At 40.1% G+C, this 21,360-nt stretch carries 16 protein-coding genes and 2 pseudogenes; 7 read left to right on the top strand and 11 right to left on the bottom strand.

Annotation, left to right across the window (positions count from 1 at the left end):
• Positions 1-266 precede the first annotated feature (266 nt).
• Entirely contained in the window at positions 267-3,896 is a 3,630-nt protein-coding gene (gene porW / locus HMPREF9455_RS10550; protein ID WP_006799674.1) for a type IX secretion system periplasmic lipoprotein PorW/SprE, read from the top strand.
• A 126-nt stretch (positions 3,897-4,022) separates the two neighbouring features.
• Positions 4,023-6,089, top strand: a complete 2,067-nt coding sequence (locus HMPREF9455_RS10545) for a DUF349 domain-containing protein (protein ID WP_006799673.1) — start codon at positions 4,023-4,025, stop codon at positions 6,087-6,089.
• 73 nt (positions 6,090-6,162) lie between these two features.
• On the opposite strand, the gene HMPREF9455_RS10540 is transcribed toward HMPREF9455_RS10545, so the two are convergent.
• Together HMPREF9455_RS10540 and HMPREF9455_RS10535 are read right to left on the bottom strand one after the other, a co-directional pair.
• Entirely contained in the window at positions 6,163-7,275 is a 1,113-nt protein-coding gene (locus HMPREF9455_RS10540) for an ABC transporter permease (RefSeq protein WP_006799672.1), read from the bottom strand.
• An 87-nt stretch (positions 7,276-7,362) separates the two neighbouring features.
• The gene (locus HMPREF9455_RS10535; RefSeq protein WP_006799671.1) at positions 7,363-8,469 is read right to left on the bottom strand and encodes an ABC transporter permease; all 1,107 of its coding nucleotides are present in this window, start codon (positions 8,467-8,469) and stop codon (positions 7,363-7,365) included.
• Positions 8,470-8,556: 87 nt separating this feature from the next.
• On the opposite strand from HMPREF9455_RS10535, the gene HMPREF9455_RS10530 reads away from it, so the two are divergent.
• The gene (locus HMPREF9455_RS10530; protein WP_006799670.1) at positions 8,557-8,907 is read left to right on the top strand and encodes a four helix bundle protein; all 351 of its coding nucleotides are present in this window, start codon (positions 8,557-8,559) and stop codon (positions 8,905-8,907) included.
• Between the two features lie 40 nt (positions 8,908-8,947).
• On the opposite strand, the pseudogene HMPREF9455_RS10525 reads toward HMPREF9455_RS10530, so the two are convergent.
• The 8 genes and pseudogenes from HMPREF9455_RS10525 to HMPREF9455_RS21870 all read right to left on the bottom strand — a co-directional run.
• Positions 8,948-9,676 (bottom strand): annotated as a pseudogene (locus HMPREF9455_RS10525) (ABC transporter ATP-binding protein); the annotation flags it as partial.
• A 14-nt stretch (positions 9,677-9,690) separates the two neighbouring features.
• On the bottom strand, positions 9,691-10,602 hold the full coding sequence (locus tag HMPREF9455_RS10520) for an ABC transporter ATP-binding protein (RefSeq protein ID WP_006799668.1): 912 nt from the start codon (positions 10,600-10,602) through the stop codon (positions 9,691-9,693).
• 131 nt (positions 10,603-10,733) lie between these two features.
• Positions 10,734-11,390, bottom strand: coding sequence for a helix-turn-helix transcriptional regulator (locus HMPREF9455_RS20715; RefSeq protein WP_006799667.1), 657 nt, complete (start codon positions 11,388-11,390; stop codon positions 10,734-10,736).
• 210 nt (positions 11,391-11,600) lie between these two features.
• Positions 11,601-11,807, bottom strand: a complete 207-nt coding sequence (locus tag HMPREF9455_RS10510; protein WP_006799666.1) for a winged helix-turn-helix domain-containing protein — start codon at positions 11,805-11,807, stop codon at positions 11,601-11,603.
• Between the two features lie 212 nt (positions 11,808-12,019).
• Positions 12,020-12,919 carry an HlyD family secretion protein gene (locus HMPREF9455_RS10505; protein ID WP_006799665.1) on the bottom strand — a complete coding sequence of 300 codons (900 nt, stop codon included), beginning with the start codon at positions 12,917-12,919 and terminating at the stop codon, positions 12,020-12,022.
• 4 nt (positions 12,920-12,923) lie between these two features.
• Positions 12,924-14,183: a TolC family protein gene (locus HMPREF9455_RS10500; RefSeq protein ID WP_006799664.1), complete on the bottom strand. Its 1,260-nt coding sequence runs from the start codon at positions 14,181-14,183 to the stop codon at positions 12,924-12,926.
• 11 nt (positions 14,184-14,194) lie between these two features.
• A complete protein-coding gene (locus HMPREF9455_RS10495; protein ID WP_245532182.1) occupies positions 14,195-14,644 on the bottom strand; it encodes a TetR/AcrR family transcriptional regulator in 450 nt (149 codons plus the stop codon).
• An 18-nt stretch (positions 14,645-14,662) separates the two neighbouring features.
• Positions 14,663-14,722, bottom strand: a pseudogene (locus HMPREF9455_RS21870) (hypothetical protein); the annotation flags it as partial.
• A 634-nt stretch (positions 14,723-15,356) separates the two neighbouring features.
• On the opposite strand from HMPREF9455_RS21870, the gene HMPREF9455_RS10490 reads away from it, so the two are divergent.
• A complete protein-coding gene (locus tag HMPREF9455_RS10490) occupies positions 15,357-17,516 on the top strand; it encodes an elongation factor G (RefSeq protein ID WP_006799662.1) in 2,160 nt (719 codons plus the stop codon).
• A gap of 81 nt (positions 17,517-17,597) precedes the next feature.
• Here HMPREF9455_RS10490 and HMPREF9455_RS10485 read toward each other — a convergent pair whose 3' ends face one another.
• Positions 17,598-18,248 carry a hypothetical protein gene (locus HMPREF9455_RS10485; RefSeq protein WP_006799661.1) on the bottom strand — a complete coding sequence of 217 codons (651 nt, stop codon included), beginning with the start codon at positions 18,246-18,248 and terminating at the stop codon, positions 17,598-17,600.
• Between the two features lie 294 nt (positions 18,249-18,542).
• On the opposite strand from HMPREF9455_RS10485, the gene HMPREF9455_RS10480 reads away from it, so the two are divergent.
• The 3 genes from HMPREF9455_RS10480 to HMPREF9455_RS10470 all read left to right on the top strand — a co-directional run bounded on the left by HMPREF9455_RS10480 (position 18,543) and on the right by HMPREF9455_RS10470 (position 21,354).
• Positions 18,543-19,508: a DUF5106 domain-containing protein gene (locus HMPREF9455_RS10480; protein ID WP_006799660.1), complete on the top strand. Its 966-nt coding sequence runs from the start codon at positions 18,543-18,545 to the stop codon at positions 19,506-19,508.
• Positions 19,509-19,558: 50 nt separating this feature from the next.
• Positions 19,559-20,011, top strand: coding sequence for a DUF6769 family protein (locus HMPREF9455_RS10475; protein WP_044216044.1), 453 nt, complete (start codon positions 19,559-19,561; stop codon positions 20,009-20,011).
• Positions 20,012-20,100: 89 nt separating this feature from the next.
• Entirely contained in the window at positions 20,101-21,354 is a 1,254-nt protein-coding gene (locus HMPREF9455_RS10470; protein ID WP_006799658.1) for an efflux RND transporter periplasmic adaptor subunit, read from the top strand.
• Positions 21,355-21,360: the final 6 nt, after the last annotated feature.

Genomic DNA, 21,360 nt, shown 5'->3' with positions numbered 1-21,360 from the left:
TAATTTAGAGGCAAATATATCTATTTTTCCATAGGCAAAGTATAAAGTATTGTATAATTCCAATAATACTGATACGTGATTGGAATTTTTATCTGACACTCTTTCTCCTAATTGGCTTTTTCGGAGCAAAGTGCGGGCCAAACAATAAATTGCTTATTTTTGTGTTTTATTATATGTAACAATCAGCCGTCGAACTATACGTGTCACAAAATAAAACGGTATGTGCACTATGTCTCGGACTAAGTGTACTGTTAGTATTCTTTTTCATGTCGTGTTCTAACCAGAAGAACACCGGTTTGACACGTTTCTACCATTCAGTAAATACCCGGTACAATATCCATTTCAATGCGAATGAAGCATATAAGGAAACCCTGAAGACGAGGAGTCAGGGGCAGGAAGATAATTTTTCTCAGATGTTGTATATTTTTCCTGACAATTCGGATTCTGCCACTATGCAGGCTCCCGGCGGAAGTTTTACAACTACGATAGATAAAACGACGAAGGCTATAAAATTGCATTCCATAAAAGCCAAGCCCCGCCGTGACCCTAAACGCAGGAATGACGCGAAATATCAGGCATGGCTTCAGCAAAAGGAATATACTCCTTTTATGGATCAGGTATGGCTTCTGCTGGCTAAGGCCGAATTTTATGAAGCCAATTACCTGCGGGCGATAACCACTTTTATGTATATTACCAAGATATACAGTTCTGATCCCGATATTGTAGCCGAATGTCAATTGTGGATCAGCAGAGCATACACCGAGATGGGATGGATGTACGAGGCCGGCAATATATTGCATAAGATGGAAATTGCAGGAGGAGCTCCCGAAAGCCAGAAAGCGTTGTATTCGGCTGTAAAAGCCAATTTTTTGATAAGAAATAAAGAATACGCGGAAGCTATTCCTCATCTGGAATATGCTATAAAGAAAGAAAAAGATAAGAATCAAAAGCTCCGCCTGAAATATCTGCTGGGACAATTATATATCGAAACGGGAAATAAAACCGCCGCCGCCAAGGCTTTCTCGAATGTATACGGGATGAATACTCCTTATAAGTTCACATTTAATTCCAAATTGCAGGAATTACAGCTCGATACCTCCAGGAAGACTTCCGATGTGATATCTTCTCTTAGAGGTATGGCTAAAAGTTCGAAGAATAAGGATTATAAGGATCAGGTATACAATACCATCGGGAATATATACCTGCAACAGCAAGATACAGCTAAAGCGATAGAAAATTACCGTACCGCGATAAAAGAAAGTGTCCGTAACGGATATGACAAAGCTATGGCGCAGGTATCGCTGGGGGATATTTATTTTGGCAGGAGAGATTTTATTCCGGCCCAGCCATGTTATTCCGAGGCTTTACCTCAGTTGAAAAAAAACGATGCAAGTTATCCGCGTGTTTCTTTTCGTTCCGAGGTCTTGGACGAGTTGGTTGTACATGCGATCGTCGTATATGAGCAGGATAGCTTGCAGCATTTGGCGAGCCTTCCCGAAGAACAACGTCTTGAGATTATTCATAAAAAAATAGACGAACTAAAAAAAGAAGAGGAGGAACGCCTTAGAGAAGAGGAAAGACTAAAGCGGGTAGAAGAACAGGGGAACAGAATCACAAGTTGGGACCAACTGGAAACAAGTTTGTCTCATAATATTCCCCAAAATCAAACATTTCAGCCAGGAACGGCTGGTCAGCAAGATGCAGATACTCAATTCTATTTTTATAATGATCAGACTGTAGCCCAGGGGAAAGTTGCTTTTCAGAAGCAATGGGGCAATCGCAAACTCGAAGATGACTGGCGAAGACGTAGCAAGTCGGGTATTTCCTCTTTTGATAAACTGGATGAAATAAGCATGTCAGATTCGATCAGTTCGGGACAAACGGGTTTAGGACAAGGAAATGTAACGGAGCCGGGAGAGATGAGTGCTATCGAAGATAAATATTCTGTCGATTATTATTTGCAGCAATTGCCCCTTACCGAGGAGGCTATGAAAGAGTCGAACGAATTAATAGAGAATGCCCTATTCAATATGGGGAAAATATATAAAGACAAACTGGAAGACTTGCCTCTGGCCATAGAGACTTTTAATGCCGATATAAGCCGTTACCCAGCTACACCTAATCTGGAAGAAATATATTACCAGTTATTGCTGATTTATATGCAACTTGGGGATCAGGATATGTTGGCTGTTTACCGGAATAAGTTATTGACAGAATTTCCTCAGGGGCAATATGCCATACCATTGTCCGAACCTGATTTTGAGTGGAATTTCAGGCATATGCCACTTTTGCAGGATTCGTTGTATAATGAAGCCTACGCTGCTTATCAAAGGGCAGATGTGCAGATTGTAAGAAACAATTATCAGGCAATGAAAGCCAAATATCCATTTACGGATATGATGCCTAAGTTTGCTTTCCTGAATGCACTGTCTTATGCTCAGACCCGCGATGTAAAGGCATTGGGTGATAATCTGGCCGAAGTAGTGCAAAAGTTTCCGAAAGCTGATGTCACCCCATTGGCTACAGAGATTCTGGAAAGAATAAAAGAAGGCCGGATTATATTGTCAGATGGTACACCTATTACGGAATTTGACTGGAGTAAGGCTTACCTCGGAGATAGTGCTTCGGTGGGTGAAAACGGAAAGGTTTTAGCGTATAGCGACAGTCTGGATACAGAGTATTTGCTCTTATTAATGTATAAATCGAATACGATAGACAGAAATGAATTACTCTATCAGGTAGCTGATTATAATTTTTCCAATTATGTAATCCAAACATTCGACCTGAACTTCGATACCGAACCGCCTTATGATATGCTACAAATCAAAGGATTCGAATCGTTTGCCAATATCAGATCATATATGAATAAGGCCTTCGGCGAAGACGGATTGATGCACAAGGTGGATACGTCTATTCTTGTACTGCCTATTTCGGTAGACAACTATACAGGTATGCTTCCTCGCTTGGGATTGGAGCAATATATGACTTTCTTTGCTGAACATTACGAAAAACAAATGCCTCAGCTAATTGCATACTGGAATAATAAAGGAATAATTGACAGGCTGACAGTACAACCGGCTACCGATGATCAGGATGTGACATTGCCGGAGTTGCCAGAACAGCCAGAGGATGATATTATTCGACCGGAAACAGAAAAAGAAATTCCACCTGTTGAAATAAAGAGGGATGATGAGGTTGCTAAACAACCCGAAAAACCTGTAAATGACAAGCAAATAAATGCAGACGATCTGCTAACTAAAGAACAATTGGAGAAAGCCGGAAAAGTAAATGATGTAATAGAATCTGTAGAAGATATTGTAAATAATCCGGTGGATGGTATTAAGAATTTGTTTAATAAATATAAAAACAGGGAAAGCCTGACTAAAGAAGAAAAAGCGGAACTGAAAGAACAGCAACGTAAGGAAAAACAGCGTCAGAAAGAATTGAAAGCAATAGAAAAAGCCCGGCAGGATTCTATCAACAAGACTGAAAAGGCCAAAGTCGATGCCATTGCCAAAGCTGAAAAGGCAACTCAGGATTCTATAAAAGCTGTGGAAAAACAACGTCAGCAACAAATACAACAGGAACAACAGCAGAAGAAAGATGCTGAACGTGCGGCGATTAAGGCCAGAGAGGACGAACGCAAACAGAAAGAGGACGAGCGCAAAGAGCGGATCCGTCAGCAGGAAGAACGGCAACGACAACAGGAGCGGGAACGAAAAGAAAAAGAGAAAGCCCGCGAAGAAGAACGTAAGGAGAAAGAACGCATACAGAAAGAACGTCTTGGTCAACGTGAAAAAGAGCGCGATGAAAAAGAAAAAGCCCGCGAAGCTGAACGTAAAGAAAAGGAAAAACAAGCCGAAGAAAAGCGGAAACAACAAGAGAAAGATCGATGATAATACTCTATTTTAGCTACGTTAGTTAAAAAACTTTATATTATTAGTTGATATGACAAAAAAAAATGATTAATTTGCCGAGCGAAAAACATAAGGTATTACCTTCATCCATTAAAAACTAACTATATGAACGAGAACCTAGAGCCCAAATTGCCTGTGGGAGACCCTTCTGACGAGAACAAAGCCGAAGAAACAAAGCCTATAGAAGCTAACGTTGAAGCGGTAGAGAATGAATCTGCTGAAAAAGAAACCCCGGCTGAAAATGTTGAGCCAGTAAAAGAGGAAGAAACAGTTGAAGAACCGGAGTCAGCAAAAGAAGTTGAGCCCGCAGCAGAGACTACTCCTGAAATAGAGGCAGTGGCTGAAATTGCGGAAGACCCGGAAGAGCCAACTGTGTCAGCAGAAAATAATGAGTCGGAAGACGATACAGAGCAACCTGAGGCAACTACAGAGGCTCATGTGACAAAGCACGCATCTTTGACAAAGGATGAGATAATAGAGAACTTAAAAAATCTGGCATCACAATCCGAATTACCTTCGCGTGCAGAGGTGGAAGCTTTGAAACAGGCATATTATAAACTTCGTTCTGCAAGTGTGGAAGCGGAGAAAGCAGCATTTGCCGAAGCAGGCAATGATGCTGAAACTTTCACGCCTACACCCGACCCTAGTGAGGATGTGGTAAAAACTTTCTTAAATGAAATAAAAGAGAAGCGGGCAAGCAACGCCATTGCAGAAGAAAGACTTAAGGAAGATAACTATAATAAAAAACTTCAAATAATAGATTCGATTAAGAATCTGACTGAAAGTTCAGACGACTTTAATAAGTTATATAAAGAGTTCAAAGATTTACAGCAACAGTGGAGCGATATCGCATTGGTTCCTCAGGCTAAAGTTAAGGAGTTGTGGAAATCATATCAGATTTATACGGAAAAATTCTATGACCTGATTAAGATAAACAACGAGTTCCGTGATTATGACTTTAAGAAGAATCTGGAACTGAAAACATCTATAATTGATGCTGTAGAAAAACTAATAGATGACGCAGATGCAGTGTCAGCATTCCATCAGCTTCAGAATTTCCATCAACAATGGCGTGAGATAGGTCCTGTAGCCAGAGAACTCAGAGAAGAAACCTGGACACGCTTCAAAGATGCATCTACTGCTATAAATAAAAAATATCAGACACATTTCGAATCTCTGAAAGGAAAAGAAGAGGAGAATCTGGCAGAAAAGACTGCAATTTGCGAAACCCTCAAAACAATTGATTATTCTACGCTTAATTCATTCAAAGATTGGGATGAAAAAAGCAAGGAAGTAATTGAATTGCAGGCTAAATGGAAAACCATTGGGTTTGTGCCTAAAAAGGTGAACACACAGATATTTGAAGAGTTCAGGGCATTGTGCGATACATTCTTCGAACGTAAAAGCGAATTTTTCAGAGGGGTGAGGGACGAGATGGATATCAACCTCGAGAAAAAACGTTCTTTGTGCGAACAGGCAAAAATGTTGAAAGACAGCACCGAATGGAAATCTACAGCAGATAAACTCATCGGTATACAGAAAGAGTGGAAAACCATCGGTCCGGTTCCCCGTAAATATTCGGATGCTATCTGGAAAGAATTTGTTACAGCCTGTGATTATTTCTTCGAGCAGAAAAAGAAGAACGAATCTTCACAAAAAGGTGAGGAGCTTGAAAATCTTACAGCTAAGAAAGAAATTATAGAGAAGATAAATAATATAGACGAATCTTTAGAAGCATCGGAAGCAATCGCTCAGGTGCGTGCTTTAGCGGATGAATTCCATAAAATAGGATTTGTTCCGTTTAAAGAAAAAGACAGGATTTATAAAGAATTCCATCAGGCTGTGGATGCCCATTATGATCGCTTGAAAGTGGATAAGACGGAACGTCGTTTCGAGGCTTTCAAATCGAATATGAAGGATATGTCGAAACAAGACAATCCAAAGCGGGTATTATACAAAGAAAGGGATCATCTGATGCACCAATATAATAAGGTGAAAACAGATCTTCAAACTTATGAGAATAATATGAATTTCCTTTCCGTTTCATCGAAGGGGGGCGGCGGCCTTCTGAAAGATATTACTCATAAAATAGAGAATCTGAAAAATGAGATGGACTTGCTTGTTAAGAAAATAGAGGCCATCGATGAAAATCTGAATGAGTTGGAAAAATAGAGACTCTCTTATATAGAATATGAAGAAAGGATATCTTAAGCAAGATATCCTTTCTTATTTTTATAATATGTATTCAATTCGTCTTCTTGTAACTTATAACCGCCCATATATTAAAGAAGAGGGCAAACCCTATGAGGACAACTATATGTGTTGTCATATCTGCTAATGCGCTCCCTTTCAGAAATACCATACGCATAACTTCTATAAAGTATCTCAAAGGATTAGCCATAGTAATGATTTTTGCCCACTCCGGCATACTGTTTATGGGAGTGAACATACCACTCATCAGAATCAAAACAATAAGGAAAAAGAACATGACAAACATGGCCTGCTGTGTAGTGTTCGAATAGTTTGATATAACTAATCCCAGTCCCGAAACTACAAGCGTGTAAACCCCGGCAAAGAGTCCGATAGTGAGAAGGCTTCCCGAAGGAGTCAGCCCATACACTAAAGCGGAAAGCAAGAAGCAAACCGTGAGTACAATACCTCCGATAATCCAGTATGGGATCAATTTTGCCAGAATAAAGGTAAATTTATTAACAGGAGTCACATTCATCTGTTCGATAGTTCCGGTCTCTTTTTCCCCTACAATGTTCAGGGCAGGAAGGAATCCGGCTAGTAAGGTAAGTAACATTACCATCAGTGCCGGCACCATAAACACTTTGTAGTCCAGATGCGGATTGAACTTATTCAAGGGTACTATGTTGATAACAGGCTGAATAGCCTTTGAGCTTGTTTGCACCCATTCGCCACGTATTTCACTTCCAAAGTTGCTAAGAATAGAAGTCATATAAGATGAGCTCAGCCCACCTTTGACTCCATTTACCGCATTGGCTGAAATCATTACATTGGCCAGGCCGTCCCTTACAAGATTTTTTTCAAAGTCAGGTTGTATTTCCAGTATAATATCCGCTTTGCCGGATTCTATACTTTCCAAGGCTTTATTATTCGATGCAGATACGTCTGTAAGAAGAAAATATCCGGAAGAAGTTATTTTATTAACAAGACGCTCCGAATAGGAACTATGGTCATTGTCGACAATACTCAGGCGGATGTCTTTTATCTCCTGATTCGCTGCCCAGGGCATGATAAGCATCATCATAACAGGCCATACCATTATCAATTTCGGAAGGAACTTATTCCTCAGAATCTGCTTGAATTCTTTTTCGATAAGAAACTTTATCATATTGTTAGCTTTTAGCTGTCAGCCATTAGCCTATAGCCTTTTCTGTATTTTCTAACAGTTAAAGGCCATAAGCTAACAGCTTATTTATTAAGTGAGCCTTGTTTTGAACTTCTTTAAACTTACCACTATCAGGGATACTGCCATAACTAATAGTATTATCATCTCTTTTAATACAAATACTACATCCACCCCCTCTATCATAAGCTTTCTTACAGATGATACATACCATTTTGCCGGTATGATATCAGAAAACCATTGGAGAACCGCAGGCATACTTTCTATAGGGAATATCATTCCCGAAAGCAGCATCACAGGCATCATCAATCCCATACCGGAGACCAGCATGGCTGCGACCTGTGTATCTACAATAGTAGAGATAAGCAAGCCTAAAGCCAATGCCACCATAATGAACAGGACGGACACGATTGTCAGCCAGAACAGACTACCTGCGATGGGCACCTGCAATACAAAGACCGACAAAAGGAGTATAGTAGACAGATTGACAAAAGATAGGGTGAAGTATGGAACCATCTTTGCGAGAATGATGTATATCGGCTTAATCGGCGATGCTAATAGTATTTCCATAGTACCCTGTTCTTTTTCGCGAACAATAGCTATGGATGTCATCATGGCGCATATAAGCATCAGTATAAGTCCCATTACTCCGGGAACGAAGTTATAGGCGCTTTTAAGCTGAGGATTGTATAGCATTCTTATCTCAGGTATAATCTGAAACGGAACTTTATATTCCTGCATTAGTTCTTGTTGATAGGAGGTGATAATACTGGTCGCGTAACCGGAAAGCATGCTTGCCTGATTTGGGTCGGTGGCATCAGATATAAGTTGTACAGACGCTTCCCCGGTATGCAGCATGTTATCACTGAAATTCTCTCCGAATACGACTACCAGATTAACTTTCCCTTCTTTGAATACTCTGTCTATATCATCGGGATTATTTAGTACTTCCGTAACAGTAAAATATTCACTGGCCTGTAATTGTTCCGTGATGCGCTGTGTTGAAATATCTTTTGAGGGGTCAAATATCGCAATCTGCGTATTTTTCACTTCTGTTGTGATAGCGAACCCGAAAAGTATAATCTGCACGATGGGCATGCCAAGCAGGATAAGCATAGTACGCCTGTCGCGAAATATGTGGAAGAATTCTTTTTTGACGAAGCTTATGAATTGTTTCATCTAATTAATAGTTGACAGTTGATAATGGACAGTTGACAATGGATATTTCAAAGTTTATGATTATTTTCGTTAATTATTAATTTACCAATGGTTGCTGAAAAATCGTATAACTTTGCTCTAAGAATAATAAATCTGTATAAGTGGCTTGTGGCAGAACATAACGAATATGTTTTGTCAAAACAATTACTTCGTAGTGGAACAGCTATTGGGGCCTTGATAAAAGAAGGTGAACATGCCCAGTCTAAAGCTGATTTTCTAAACAAAATGAATATCGCTTTAAAAGAAGCCAACGAAACCGAATATTGGCTTATGCTTTTGAAAGATGCAGCTTTTTTATCGGAGAAAGAATTTGTTTCCATTCATTTAGATTGTCAAGAATTAATAAAACTTCTTATAAGTATTGTAAAAACAACAAAAGAACGATTTAACAGAAGTTAGTAGTAAATAGGTTTTGCTATTCACTGTCAATTGTCCATTTTCAATTGTCAACTCTAAGAGCTTTCCTCGCCAACTGCTGAAATACTCCATCCATACTCTCCGCATTAAACCGGTGGCGGAGATTGGCAGGAGTGTCCAGAGCCTCTATCTTGCCATCGACCATAATAGATACCCTGCGGCAATATTCGGCTTCATCCATATAATGAGTAGTTACAAATACAGTGATCCCTCTATCGGCAGCCTGATATATCAGCTCCCAAAACTGACGGCGGGTAGCAGGATCGACACCTCCGGTCGGTTCATCGAGAAAAACGACTTTCGGTTCGTGAAAGATAGAGACCGAGAAAGCCAGCTTCTGTTTCCAACCGAGAGGTAATTCTTTTACAAGTGTATTACGTTCATTTATAAAACCCAGTTCGGTCAGTATTTCATCCGTTTTGCTTGATATCTCTTTGTCTTTCATTCCGTATATTCCTCCAAACAGGCGCATGTTTTCCCATACCTTCAGGTCTTCGTATAATGAGAATTTCTGACTCATATAGCCTATGTTTCTCTTTACGTCTTCCTGTTGTCGGGCAATATCGAATCCTGCAACCATGCCTTTTCCTGAGCTTGGGTAGCTCAATCCGCAGAGCATCCGCATAGCGGTTGTTTTTCCTGCGCCGTTTGCCCCCAGAAAGCCGAATATCTCACCTCTGTCTACACTGAAAGAAATATTATCTACGGCCGTGAAATTGCCGAATTTCTTTGTGAGGTTTTCCGTATGTATTACTTTTTCTGTCATTATTCGTTATTTTGAGCCAATTGCATGTAACAATCTTCAATAGTTGCCTGAATGGTATGTATTTCTATATCCTTATGTTGCTTTTCGGCCAAAAAGGCTTTCAGTTCGGCCTCAGTCAGATTATTGTTGACTGTGATATGATGTGTTTCTCCAAATGTGAAGCAGGTCTTCACCTTATCGTATTGCCGTAAATCTTTTAATAACTGATACATCTGATTACTCTTTACCGACCATAACGGCTCCGAAAACCGGCCTATAATATTTTGTGGTGTATCTACCTGCAAAAAGCTGCCTTGCTGAATAAGTGCGATACGGTCGCAAAGCGTAGCCTCGTCCATATAAGGAGTAGATACAAGAATGGTGATATTCTGTTCTTTCAGTTTCCTGAGCATCTCCCAGAATTCCTTTCGAGAAACCGGGTCTACTCCGGTTGTAGGCTCATCAAGGAACAATACGGCGGGTTTATGTATAAGGGCGCAACTCAGTGCCAGCTTTTGTTTCATACCACCCGATAACTTGCCTGCTCTCCTGTTTTTGAATGGTTCTATTTGTTGGTAAATATCTTTTATCAGATGGTAGTTTTCCTGAATGGTCGTATTGAATACGGTAGCGAAGAATTCGAGATTCTCTTCCACCGTCAAATCCTGATAGAGTGAAAATCTACCCGGCATGTAGCCAATATGATTGCGTATCTCCTTATAGTCCCTCACTACATCAAGTCCGTCGACTGTAGCTGTACCGCCATCAGCCAGAAGTAAAGTGGTAAGGATACGGAAAAGGCTTGTCTTTCCGGCTCCGTCGGGGCCGATAATACCGTATATCTCGCCTTGTTCCACATCGAAACTGATATCGTTCAGGGCCTGAATATCACGGTATTTTTTACTTATATTTTGTACAGAGATAGCTTTCATTTATTTAAGTAACTGTTTAGTAGCTGTTTGAATTATATTACTTATCTGTTTTTGTTAAAACCTGACACATCTGACAGTTTTGTCAGTTAGCAGTCATCAGTTAACAGTCGTGGCGCGTTAGCGCTTATTACTTAAAACTCATCACTTATAACTGCCCGCAGGGCCTTATTTTTCTTCTTTTTGTGTTCGGCTTTTCTTTTTTGTGAAGATGTAAGTATTTGCATATCCTTTTTTATATGTTCGTTTTTCGGGGGAAATTCTGTGAGGGCCTCCGCGCAGGTTTCCAATATTTCTTCCACCTGTTTTTGCTCTATACTATTATCTGCTTCTTCTATTTTTTCCAGAGTTCCGGCTTCATCCTTCATTGTGCATTCTTTAGCGGCTTTCTCATCCCCCCGGGGAGATCGGGAGGGGCTATTCTTATCCTGCCTGTCAAGCAACATCTTTATTGTGCGAAGGTCGGGCGGGCATTCCTTCTTTGTAACAGTCTTTTGCTTGAAAACAAGTTCACCTGTATGCCCATCGGGGACATAGATGTCTTTTTCTACCGTGGTGTAATAGCCTTCAAGTTTCTTTTTCAGCGAAGCATGCACCATCGTCATCAGTTCGGCTTCGCGGCGCGCTACCGCCTGTTCCACTTCGCTGCGGAAATCGCCTCTGGTATTCATCCAGCAATAATATGTCTCACGGCTGATGCCTGTTGCCTTACATACCTGCGACACGGTGAAAAACTCGTCTTCAAGCAGGCTTACAATCTTTTCTGTCAATTCTGTGTTGTACTTTGCCATAATGTTTTTGCAATATAGATAAACAGGATTTCTATTTATGCAGAATTTTAACAGTTTAGAGGTAAGTAGCAGAAGCTTCGCGTTGCGGCTGCCTCCTTCCGTCGGCTACACCGAAACACTACGCTCATAATAGTCAAATTACTCCGTTATAACTCAAACTGCTTCTAAAAAGCTATCTCAAAATAACGCATAGTAGAATACCTCTAAAATTTAAACAGTTACTAACTCGACATACAGAATGTCATTCTTTTCCAGATAATGAATCTTATTTTCCCTCGAAAGCCAGCCGAGGGTGAGATATACATACATCTGCCTGTAACCTGTTATTTTTTCTATGTCATCAATTGTCATCATACCCCTTTCGCAGAGTAATTGCCATACTAATCCGGCATCAGCACCAATAAGATTATTCAACATATGCAATAAAATTTCAAGATTCCACAACTTCTTCTTTTAAACGGATGCTTATCTTTAAAGCATCTTTCCGTAAGAATATGTTTTATTAGTTCCCGATATAAAAATATGTCCGCTATAGTTTACAGGCAATGAAAAATCGACAAACAGATGCTATTTCCCGATGAAACCGGTATCCTTATATGTCAATTCAGGATCTCAGGATTATGCTGATTTCAGTTCAGTTTCAGCTCTCCATACATTCCTTTTTTGAGGTAACCATCGTTCTTTACGGCTATTTTTACCGCATAGACCAGATTGGCGCGTTCGTCCCTGGTCTGAATGGTTTTTGGAGTGAATTCTGATTTATCCGATATCCATGTAATTGTGCCTGCGTACTCTTTCATGTCTTTTTCTCCGAAGTCGGCGAATACCCTGACCTGTTGCCCTATTTTTACTTCGGTAAGCTGACCGGAGGTGATATATGCCCGCAGAAACATATTATCCATATCGGCAATCTTGAATAGGACTCTGCCTTGGGTTGCCAGTTCTCCCTGTTCTGCGTATTTGGATAGTACAGTCCCTTTTATCGGGCTTGTAACAATGGATTTCTGTAATTGGTCGTTCAATTGGGCAACCTGTATATCCAGCCCTGTACTTTCTTCGGATACTCCTCTGTTAGAGTTTTCCAAAGTCTCGGTTTGTGCAGCCAGCTGCCTTTCCAATACCAGTATCTGAGCATTGATGTCATCTACTTGTTTCTGATTGGCGGCATTGGACTTTACCAGATTTTCGAAACGTTTGAGTTCATTTCTTTGAGTTGCTATTTGTTGTTTTGTGGCTGCTATCTGGCGGGGTACATCTGTATAACGGGTTTTTACCGATTTCATATTGGCCAGCAGCTGCATCTTTTTCAGATATAGCTGTACAGTGTCTATATAACCTATTTCCCTTCCTGCATCAAGGAGCTGGCCTTCTGTAATATCCAATTGCATTATCTTTCCGTTTGCTTCGGCAGAGACAATTACTTCGGTTGTTTCAAATACGCCCGATGCATCATAGTCGCCATTACCCCTGCCACAAGCTGATAAAAGGATGACAAAACTGAAGTAAAGTATATTTTTTATTGTATTCATGCGATTAGTTATTTGTTGTATATTTCAGATTATATATAGATAACAGCAGTTCTATTTCGTGTTGTATTTTATCCTGCTTAGCCATATCTTCATTATTTACTTCGCGCATCAGGTCGGTAACAGTCAGTGTTCCATTGGCGACCTTAGCCTCTGCTGCACGTTTTACACTGTTGCGGAGCGAGATTATTTCATCATCGTACTTCAATAAATCCCGGTTCTTTTCTATCTCCTGTCGTTCTTGGGTAGTTTCCAGATTTGTATTGAAAAGAAAAGTCTCACGCTGAGTAAGAACGTTATCCTGATTAATTTCTATCAGCTTTTTATCGTTTTTTTGAGTGTAAAGGCTTCCGAAGTTCCATGACAAACGGACTCCCCCGATATAATAGGGAGAGAAATCATTATCCAGCATATTCAATCCCGGCTTGCCATAACCTCCCGTAAGGAATAAACCCAACTTTGGCATATAGCTTGTTTTAATTGATCTTTTTTGTGTTTCAAGGCTGTTGAGTTGTGCATCGAAAAGCTCCAGTTCAGGGCGATTCACTTGTGATGAAATTATCAGGTCTTCCCCCTCCGGTTTTTGTAATGTGGTACTTTTATCCAGATTCTCTCCTATTAACAGCGCTAACATATCCAGATAAGACTTTCTGTTCGACAGCAATTGTGTTTTGTTTTGCACAGTTTTCAACTGCTCTACTTTAATAGCATCCAGATCGGCCTGATTGGCTATCCCATTTTGAATATAGGACGAAACCAGGTTGTAATTTCGCTGCAATTCATCCTGTAAAAGGTCATTTTGCTTTAATCTGGCATCGAGTAATAAAATACCGAAATACAATTGATTGACCCTGTCGTTTATTGTATAAAGGTCTACATCCAGTTGCTTTTTCTCTACATCGGCATTTGCATTGGCTATCTCTTTTTTTGAGCCTATTGCTCCTCCGTCCCAGATAGTCTGGGTAATATCTATCGTTGCAGAATACTGGTCTTTGCTTAACCCTTTGATATCTATCCTCGGAACGGAAATTGGTATTTTGGTTACTTCCGACTGATAAGATGCTTTTGCCGACAATGAGAACTGAGGCAGATATCCCTTCCCTGCATTCGATAGATTATACTCTTTCGATTTCTCTATCAGCTCGTACCGTCTGATAAGCGGGTAGTTTGCTTTTGCTTTCTGATGACAAACCTCAAGCGGGAGAGTTGCCTGAGGGAAAGCCAGGGATGGGATTGAAAATAAAAAAAGTAACAGGTATTTTTTCATAATTCCAGTAATTATTCGTCTATTTTCAACATCATTTTTATCCATTGTGGAACAAGTTTCCGGCGCTCATTGATAAAGTTGGTATAATCATCTTCAGTCATCGGACTATGTATACTTATCAATAAGGGTTTGCCTACAATTGGGAACACAGTCATTGATACGATGTTTATAAAGATTTGAAGCGGAGCAATCCCTTTTATTCCTTTCTTATCCATCTGTTCCTGTATCTGCTTGTAGAAGTAATTATTTTTTATGAGATTCTCTGAAATCCCGATTTTTTCTATCAGCTTCTTTGGATTGGCTTGTATTTCACTTAATACAAATAATGGTAAATTGGGATTTTCTAAAAGAGAATCTACATAACGGTTTGCAATCAAGTCTATTTTCTGAGAGAGTCCGATGCTTTCATTATTGACAACGCCAACTATCAGTCCGAACATTTGTTGCATACTTTCTTCCATTATTATATCGAACAGTTTCTCTTTGCTGCGGAAATAATAATTAAGTAATGCCAGATTTATACCTGCTTCGTCGGCTATATCACGTGTTCGGGCTTGTCAGTATCCTTTTTCCTGAAACACTTTTCGGGCAGCTTCCTTTATTTTTTCTTCTGTCGATATATCTTTTTCCATAAGTAAATTATTATTGTTGTGATGCAAATGTAGATTGAATTTTTGATTTAATCAAATGATTAAATAATTATTTTAAAAAATATTTTTAATTGTTCTGCCAGATGATAGCTGCCTTTTCTGTGATTCCTTGCAAATAATGCTTTATAGAGAGTGATTCATAAGAAAAGTTTTATCTATATAGTTGGAGTTGGTAGCCTTTAGCTGTTAGCTTGTAGTTCTTTGAAAGATTGATTCGTAAATTTGTAGATTAGCATATTAGCAAATGAGTGAAATAGTGTAACCTTTGTTACCTTTTAAGGGCATAAAATCATCTCGAAGAGTAGTTATTTATATTGATTTTCATCTTTTTATCTTGGATAGTAGTAAGCATAGATATGAAAACGGGATGAAGAATAGATATTTTTTAACATGTTATGATATTTAGCATACTAAAAATGATAATATCCTCAAAACATTTCACTAATTTTGGAAATATCGCCTCAAAATGAGGCTATTTTGGTAAAAGGTATAATAATATTAACCATGTAAAACATTTTTAGCCATGAGAACTTACCAAACACAAGAAATCAAGAACATAGCTATTCTTGGTAGTTCGGGAGCGGGCAAAACCACTCTCGCCGAAGCCATGCTCTACGAAGCGGGTGTCATAAAACGCAGAGGAAGTGTTAAGGACGGAAATACTGTCTCGGACTATTTCCCCGTGGAAAAAGAATACGGATATTCCGTTTTTTCCAGCATTTTCTCTGTGGAATGGATGAATAGAAAACTTAACTTTATTGATTGTCCGGGATCAGATGATTTTGTCGGAAATGTAGTTACTTCGTTAAATGTTACAGATACAGCACTGATGGTGCTGAATGCCCAGTATGGTATGGAAGTAGGTACCATAAACCAATTGAGATATACTCAAAAATTTAAGAAACCGGTGATTTTTATTGTCAACCAACTAGATCATCCAAAGGCAGACTTTGAAAATGTGGTTTCTCAACTTAAAGCCGATTATGGCGAAAAGGCTGTATTGGTACAATACCCGATCAATTGTGGGGAAGGTTTCAATGCTGTTGTTGATGTTTTGAAATTTAAAATGTTCCGATGGAAGCCTGAAGGTGGTGTTCCGGAGGTTCTCGATATACCTGCCGAAGAATTAGATAAGGCAGCCGAATTGCAGCAAAAACTGATAGAGGCAGCTGCGGAAAACGAAGAGTCCCTGATGGAGAAATTCTTTGAACAAGGCACGCTGACCGAAGACGAGATGCGTATGGGTATACGTTGGGGGTTGGTAAACAGGGATTTGTTCCCGGTATTCTGCGTATCTGCAGAAAAAGATATGTGTGTGCGCCGTACAATGGAATTCCTTGGTAATGTAGTACCTTACGTGCGCGACCAGCCTGCCCCTGTGAATACCGAAGGAGTGGAAGTGAAGCCCGATTCGGAAGCACCGGCCAGCCTGTTCTTCTTTAAAACAATGGTTGAGCCGCATGTAGGAGAAGTTTCTTACTTTAAGGTAATGAGCGGTAAAGTACATGAAGGAGACGACCTGATAAATGCCGACAGAGGTTCGAAAGAACGTATCGGCCAGATTTTCTGTCCGGCCGGACAGCAGCGTACAAAAATAGAAGAGCTGGTAGCCGGAGATATCGGGGCAGCAGTGAAGCTCAAAGATGTACGTACAGGTAATACTTTAAATGCAAAAGGCACAGATAACAAGTTCAATTTCATAAAATATCCGGACCCTAAATATCGTCGCGCTATAAAGGCTGAAAATGAGAAAGATACGGAGAAGATGAACGAGGTGTTGCAACGTATGCATGAGGAAGACCCTACATGGATGATTGAAAACTCGAAGGAGTTGAAGCAGCTTATCGTATCCGGACAAGGTGAATTCCATCTGAAAACATTGAAATGGAGAATAGAAAATAACGATAAGATAGGCATTGTTTATTCCGAACCTAAGATTCCGTATCGTGAAACCATAACAAAGTCCGCACGCGCGGATTACCGTCATAAGAAGCAGTCGGGAGGTGCCGGGCAGTTCGGAGAAGTGCATTTGATCGTAGAACCATATGTGGATGGTATGCCATTGCCGGAAACGTATAAGTTTAACGGACAGGAATTTAAGGTGCAGTCACGAGATGTGCAGACTTACGATCTCGATTGGGGTGGCAAGCTTGTCTTTGTCAGTAGTATTGTCGGAGGCGCTATCGACGCGCGCTTCCTGCCGGCTATATTGAAAGGTGTGATGTCGCGTCTGGAGCAGGGGCCTCTTACCGGCTCATACGCGCGTGATGTTCGTGTGATTGTTTATGATGGAAAGATGCACCCGGTAGATTCGAATGAAATTTCATTCATGCTTGCCGGACGAAATGCGTTTAGCGAAGCATTTAAGAATGCAGGCCCGAAGATCCTTGAACCTATCTATGATGTGACAGTAACTGTTCCATCGGATAGGATGGGGGATGTGATGGGAGACCTCCAGAACCGCCGTGCCATGATTATGGGAATGGAAAGTGACAGGGGTATAGAGATACTGAATGCTAAAGTGCCGCTGAAAGAAATGGCTAACTATTCCATTTCGCTTAGTTCACTGACCGGAGGCCGGGCTTCGTTTACAATGAAGTTTGCAAGTTATGAACTTGTGCCGTCTGATGTTCAGGACAAGCTGTTGAAAGAGTACGAGTCAAGTCAGAAAGAGGAAGATTGATCAATCTGAATATAATAAAGAAGAAAAGAGTGCCACGTTGGTGGTACTCTTTTTTATCTGGCACATCAATATCGTGCGGCTTTATTCAATCTCCAATTCATTAAGTTTTACTGAGAATGTGGAATATCCAACACCTTTCCATTTTCCATAGACTTCAACTACTTTGCCTGTCTCTTTGCCTACGAACGTAGCGATGTAAGATGTCTGTACTACACGCTTCTTGAAAGTCCTGTCCACTTTCAGGCTTTTGAATGATGGTACTGTCAGTTTATCTGCAATCTTAGTTGTATCTGCCGATTCCTCCGGTAACTCCGAATATTTCCATTCGGTATTGCCGCTGACAGTAAACCATTTCTCTTTCTCAAACGTGTCAGAATCTACGCTGTATGGTATTCCGATTGTTATAGAATCGTTTATCTCTATATTCTGTTCTGGCTTGTTCTCAGGTATAAATTGGGACTTCTGTTTCAGGTCTTCACAAACCGGATTTACAGAGGAAACAGTCATTTCAGAGGCAGTCTTATTTGTAAATACCACAGAAGGAGCTGTATATAGAGATTCCTCTACTCCGTCGCCTTCCCGGAAGGAATACTTGATACCGCTAAATACATAAGTTTCTGTCTTCTGCTCATCTTGGCCGTCTACCAATGGCGAGAACTCATTTTCCGATTCGTTGCTACAGGATGGAGTGAGTATTATAACAGATAATAATAGGACTAAGATTTTTTTCATATTGTTTTTTATTAGGTCGTATTTTTGAATCAAAGATAGGGATTATTTGTCTGGAGATTATCTAGAACCGGTTAAGAAACTGTTTCAAATTCGGTGAAGTAAATACTGCTCTCTACTCAATACTCATTATATTCCCGGAGTTTATTCCCTGTCCATTTTGTCTTTATATCCTGTTATTTTGAAGGTGTCTGACATAATACGAAAAACGAAGAGAATGAAACTATTGCTGTTCTTTTTTGTTTTAATATAAAATGTTAAAATGTTATCTTTGCTGATATTTAATTGATATAGAATATGAAATACTTTATACGGATAGTGGTTGTCGCCGCACTCGGGCTTTATTCATGTAGTAACAGTAAGCCTTTTCAGAATAACGTATCTGCACAGGAAACGGGGGTAGAGGAGAGAACGGCACTGGAACTACCGGAGGTACCGAAAGAGCTGACGACGCCTGTCGACAGAGCCAATTTTCTAATTACCCATTACTGGGATAACTTCGATTTTTCGGATACAACATATATTCATCTGCCTGACATTACCGAACAGGCTCTGGCAAACTATGTCCAGATTCTTCCGATAGCAGATAAGAATATTGCCGAGCAATCTATAGCGGCTTTATTAGATAAGGCTGAACATCAGAAAACACCGGAGATGTATTTTTTCTTTACTAAAAACTTCGAGAAGTATCTGCATGATCCTAATTCCTTCATGCGTAACGAAGAATATTATATTCCGGTGGCTAAATACGTAATGGCTGATTCGGCAACAGGGGATGTCGAAAAAGAGAAAGTCAGATTCAAACTGGAAATGATGGAGAAAAACAGGCCTGGGCAGATAGCTGCTGATATTACCTATACCCTGGGTTCGGGGAAAACGGGAACACTCCACAGATTAGAAGCAGGATATACATTGTTGATGTTCTACAATCCCGATTGCCATACCTGTGCCGAAAATATAGCTTATTTGAAGCAATCCCCCATTATAAATAAGATACACGAATCGGGCGGGCTTAAAGTATTGACTTTCTATCCTGATGCAGACTTAAGTATTTGGCAAAATCATCTGAAAGATATTCCTGTATCATGGGTAAATGGTTATGATAAGAACCAGACTGTATTGAATAAAAAGGTCTATGACCTGAAAGCCATACCTACACTTTATCTTTTGGATAAGGAGAAGCGGGTATTACTGAAGGATGCAACAGCTCAGAAAATCGAATTTTATCTGAAAGATCATAATCCGATGCTATTTTCCGATTAATGAAGCGGATAAGTGCCGGGCTTTTTAAGAAAAAATCATATCTTTGTGATATGAAAAAGGTAAAACGACTGATCACTTTGTCTTTATTGATGCTTGCCAATATATTTTTATTGGCGCATACAGTTTTACCTCATTCCCATCACGATGGTGCTGTTTGTTTCTCTCTGGAGGAAATCGTTCACCAACATAATTGTTCTGGTCAACATGATAATGTGGGGAACACTTGTTGTGAACATAAACGTCACCACCATTCGGCATCAGAAGATTGTAATCTGAAGGAAATTGTCCTTCGACAGAATAATGATCTTCATGACGATATACTACCTTGCGCTAATTGTCTGTCGTTACTGTTTACAATAAATCCACTGAGTGAGCTTTATCTTGAAGCTCCCGAATTCGGACAACGATTAGAACAAAAACCTTATTTAGAAAACTATATTCCACCGTTCGTAGGTTCAATAAAAAGCCTGCGTGCCCCTCCCGTATCTTATTTTTTAGGTTAATATTTTATAGAAACTTTATCTATGTCATTGTGAAGAGGGCGGGATTTCCTCACTCTTTGTTGTGGCAAAAAATCTAAGAAATAAGAATAATGAAAAAATATATTATTTATTTCGCCTGTCTGTTGGCGATATCATGGAGTTGCAATTCCAAACCTAAAACAGACGATCACGCAGGACATAATCATACATCCGAATCGCAAGAGGGACATAACCATGCAGAAGGCGAGGAGTGCGATCATGACCATGAACAAGAGGCAGATCATAAGCATGCCGAGGGTGAAGAATGCGATCACGATCATGGAAAAGAAGAACAGTCTCATGGTGATGAAATATTATTTACACCCGAACAGGCGAAGCAAGCCGGCTTGGAAGTGCTTAATGTAAAGCCAGACAGGTTTCATCAGGTGATAAAGACCAGCGGACAGATATTATCGGCACAAGGCGATGAAGTTACTGTTTCTGCTACATCGAGCGGTATCGTATCTTTTAATAAAGCATCGTTGAATGAGGGTGCAGCTGTAAAAGGAGGCGAATCTCTGGTTAGCATCTCTTCGAAAAACCTTGTCGATGGAGACCCTTCCATAAAAGCGAAAACAGCATATGATATAGCTCAACGCGAGTATCAACGGGCAGAATCCCTGATCGGAGATAAACTGATTTCGCAAAAAGAATACAACGAGATAAAGCTGAATTATGAGAATGCAAAAGTATCATATCAGGCCATAGGTCAGCGTTCTACAGCAAGAGGTATTAGTATATCTTCGCCTATCAACGGGTTTGTAAAAAGCAAACTGGTAACTGAGGGTCAATATGTGGATGTAGGCCAACTATTAATGACTGTTACCCAAAACAGGAAGTTGCAACTTCGGGCCGATGTGTCGGAGCGCTATTATAAAGATCTGGGAAGCATAACATCCGCTAATTTCAAAACTTCGTATGATAATACCGTTTACCGTCTTTCAGATCTGAACGGTCGCATTGTCTCGTATGGTCGCTCGACAAACAGTCAGGAGTATTATCTACCGGCTAATTTTGAGTTTGATAATGTAGGGCAGGTTGTTTCCGGCTCTTATGTGGAAGTTTATCTGCTGGGACAGCCGAGGGAAAATGTTCTGGCAATCCCGGTTTCCTCTCTTACAGAGGAACAAGGTGTTTATTTCGTCTATTTGCAGACTCATCCCGATGCTTACAAAAAGCAGGAAGTCAGGATAGGAACAAATGACGGAAGTCTTGTAGAAATACTTTCGGGATTAAAGGCGGGAGATAAGGTTGTAAGTAAAGGTGCATATCATATTAAACTGGCATCGGCTTCAGCGGCTATACCTCATGCCCATGAACACTAAAGATGG

Origin of the sequence: Dysgonomonas gadei ATCC BAA-286, from assembly GCF_000213555.1 — a bacterium.
GTDB lineage: Bacteria > Bacteroidota > Bacteroidia > Bacteroidales > Dysgonomonadaceae > Dysgonomonas > Dysgonomonas gadei.
This window is presented reverse-complemented; position numbering and strand designations above follow the sequence as displayed.

Bases quoted from the DNA above. Each gene is read 5' to 3' on its own strand.
- HMPREF9455_RS10530 (WP_006799670.1), top strand. From the start codon at position 8,557: ATGGTTGCTGAAAAATCGTATAACTTTGCTCTAAGAATAATAAATCTG.
- HMPREF9455_RS10495 (WP_245532182.1), bottom strand. From the start codon at position 14,644: ATGGAAGAAAGTATGCAACAAATGTTCGGACTGATAGTTGGCGTTGTC.
- porW (WP_006799674.1), top strand. From the start codon at position 267: ATGTCGTGTTCTAACCAGAAGAACACCGGTTTGACACGTTTCTACCAT.
- HMPREF9455_RS10490 (WP_006799662.1), top strand. From the start codon at position 15,357: ATGAGAACTTACCAAACACAAGAAATCAAGAACATAGCTATTCTTGGT.
- HMPREF9455_RS10510 (WP_006799666.1), bottom strand. From the start codon at position 11,807: ATGTTGAATAATCTTATTGGTGCTGATGCCGGATTAGTATGGCAATTA.
- HMPREF9455_RS10520 (WP_006799668.1), bottom strand. From the start codon at position 10,602: ATGAAAGCTATCTCTGTACAAAATATAAGTAAAAAATACCGTGATATT.
- HMPREF9455_RS10500 (WP_006799664.1), bottom strand. From the start codon at position 14,183: ATGAAAAAATACCTGTTACTTTTTTTATTTTCAATCCCATCCCTGGCT.
- HMPREF9455_RS10505 (WP_006799665.1), bottom strand. From the start codon at position 12,919: ATGAATACAATAAAAAATATACTTTACTTCAGTTTTGTCATCCTTTTA.
- HMPREF9455_RS10535 (WP_006799671.1), bottom strand. From the start codon at position 8,469: ATGAAACAATTCATAAGCTTCGTCAAAAAAGAATTCTTCCACATATTT.
- HMPREF9455_RS10485 (WP_006799661.1), bottom strand. From the start codon at position 18,248: ATGAAAAAAATCTTAGTCCTATTATTATCTGTTATAATACTCACTCCA.
- HMPREF9455_RS20715 (WP_006799667.1), bottom strand. From the start codon at position 11,390: ATGGCAAAGTACAACACAGAATTGACAGAAAAGATTGTAAGCCTGCTT.
- HMPREF9455_RS10540 (WP_006799672.1), bottom strand. From the start codon at position 7,275: ATGATAAAGTTTCTTATCGAAAAAGAATTCAAGCAGATTCTGAGGAAT.
- HMPREF9455_RS10480 (WP_006799660.1), top strand. From the start codon at position 18,543: ATGAAATACTTTATACGGATAGTGGTTGTCGCCGCACTCGGGCTTTAT.
- HMPREF9455_RS10475 (WP_044216044.1), top strand. From the start codon at position 19,559: ATGAAAAAGGTAAAACGACTGATCACTTTGTCTTTATTGATGCTTGCC.
- HMPREF9455_RS10545 (WP_006799673.1), top strand. From the start codon at position 4,023: ATGAACGAGAACCTAGAGCCCAAATTGCCTGTGGGAGACCCTTCTGAC.
- HMPREF9455_RS10470 (WP_006799658.1), top strand. From the start codon at position 20,101: ATGAAAAAATATATTATTTATTTCGCCTGTCTGTTGGCGATATCATGG.